The organism is Aeribacillus sp. JST-2 (assembly GCF_056032925.1).
The window spans coordinates 11,632-13,302 of sequence record NZ_JBVVUU010000017.1; the positions used below are offsets into that span (position 1 = coordinate 11,632).

At 41.7% G+C, this 1,671-nt stretch carries 5 protein-coding genes; all 5 read right to left on the minus strand.

The features are described 5' to 3' along the window. Positions 1-148: 148 nt before the first annotated feature. From rpsK to AC0KTX_RS10150, 5 genes are read right to left on the minus strand one after another with little or no spacing between them, the layout of a single operon-like run. Positions 149-538, minus strand: a complete 390-nt coding sequence (gene rpsK, locus AC0KTX_RS10130) for a 30S ribosomal protein S11 (protein ID WP_474252082.1) — start codon at positions 536-538, stop codon at positions 149-151. A 21-nt stretch (positions 539-559) separates the two neighbouring features. Further along, positions 560-925, minus strand: coding sequence for a 30S ribosomal protein S13 (rpsM, locus tag AC0KTX_RS10135; RefSeq protein WP_474252083.1), 366 nt, complete (start codon positions 923-925; stop codon positions 560-562). A gap of 23 nt (positions 926-948) precedes the next feature. Then, positions 949-1,062: a 50S ribosomal protein L36 gene (gene rpmJ / locus AC0KTX_RS10140; RefSeq protein WP_003156543.1), complete on the minus strand. Its 114-nt coding sequence runs from the start codon at positions 1,060-1,062 to the stop codon at positions 949-951. Between the two features lie 44 nt (positions 1,063-1,106). Continuing rightward, a complete protein-coding gene (gene infA / locus AC0KTX_RS10145; protein WP_003178377.1) occupies positions 1,107-1,325 on the minus strand; it encodes a translation initiation factor IF-1 in 219 nt (72 codons plus the stop codon). Further along, positions 1,303-1,638: a KOW domain-containing RNA-binding protein gene (locus tag AC0KTX_RS10150; RefSeq protein WP_474252084.1), complete on the minus strand. Its 336-nt coding sequence runs from the start codon at positions 1,636-1,638 to the stop codon at positions 1,303-1,305. Before AC0KTX_RS10150 ends, infA begins: the two co-directional genes overlap by 23 nt. Between the last annotated feature and the right edge of the window lie 33 nt (positions 1,639-1,671).

Below are 1,671 nucleotides of genomic sequence, written 5' to 3' on the forward strand. Positions count from 1 at the left end.
CCCCGGCTAGACAAAGAAGAGAAAACGCGTCTAACCGAAATTCCCCAATCATTAATTCCCGCATGTGCACAGCCAACTAAAGAACTGCTAGAATCCACAATGTATCATAACCCATTATTGACAAGGTTTCAAAATATATACAGTTAAATTACACACGACGACGTTTTGGCGGACGGCATCCATTATGTGGAACTGGTGTAACATCTTTAATGGAAGTGACTTCAAGACCTGCCGCTTGGAGTGCACGAATAGCAGCTTCACGGCCTGCACCAGGACCTTTGACGGATACTTCCAAAGATTTCATGCCATGCTCCATTGAAGCTTTTGCTGCTGCTTCAGCCGCCATTTGAGCTGCAAACGGAGTAGATTTACGCGATCCTTTAAATCCTAATGCACCAGCACTTGACCATGCCACAGCATTTCCGTGCACATCCGTAATGGTTACGATGGTATTGTTAAAAGTTGAACGAATATGAGCAATTCCTGTCTCAATATTCTTTTTCACGCGGCGTTTACGAGTATTCGTTTTACGAGCCATATTCTATTAACCTCCCTTGCATTATTTTTTCTTATTGGCAACCGTACGGCGCGGGCCTTTGCGTGTACGAGCATTGTTTTTCGTATTTTGTCCGCGAACAGGCAATCCGCGGCGATGGCGAATGCCACGATAAGACCCAATTTCAATAAGACGCTTAATATTTAAGGAAACTTCACGGCGAAGATCTCCTTCAACTTTGTAAGTGTCCACGATGTCACGGATTTTCCCTAATTCTTCCTCCGTTAAGTCGCGTACTCTTGTATCTTCTGAAACTCCAGCTTCTGCTAAGATTTTTTTGGCAGTTGAACGGCCGATACCGTAAATATATGTCAAAGAGATTACGACACGTTTGTCACGTGGAATATCTACACCAGCAATACGAGCCATAAAGTAAGCACCTCCTTTAAAAATTAACCTTGTTTTTGCTTATGCTTTGGATTTTCACAAATCACCATTACTTTCCCTTTTCTGCGAATGACTTTGCATTTTTCGCAGATCGGTTTAACAGACGGTCTCACTTTCATGTTTTCCAACCTCCTTCATAGGTTCCGGAGTGCAATTGTTTCATTTATTTATAACGATAGGTAATTCTTCCACGAGTTAGATCATACGGGGATAATTCAACCGTTACTTTATCCCCAGGCAAAATGCGTATAAAATGCATCCGAATTTTCCCGGACACATGAGCTAATACGGTGTGCCCATTTTCCAATTCCACTTTAAACATTGCGTTCGGCAATGTTTCAACAACCGTACCCTCTACTTCAATGACATCGTCTTTCGCCATTCAATTGTTCTCCCTTCTTCAAATCAGTAACTTGCTCATTGACAAAGCGGCTTAACGCATATCGAAGCTTTCCGTTTGTCACACGGCCAGTTTCCAATATACTGTTCTGAACTTCCGGAGATACGCAATCAAAAAATTCAAGATGATGAATATTTTTTTTCTTTGGAGAATGAAACTTTCTTTTTTCTCCGTCTGCAATCAAAACAAACCGATCATCAAGAATTTTAATGACAACCGCAAATTGCCCCGCTTCTCTCCCTTTTTTAATAAGGACAAATTGACCTATTCGTGGACTCGATTCAGGATCACTCACGCATATCACCTTCACTTAGGCCCTTGTTAAAAT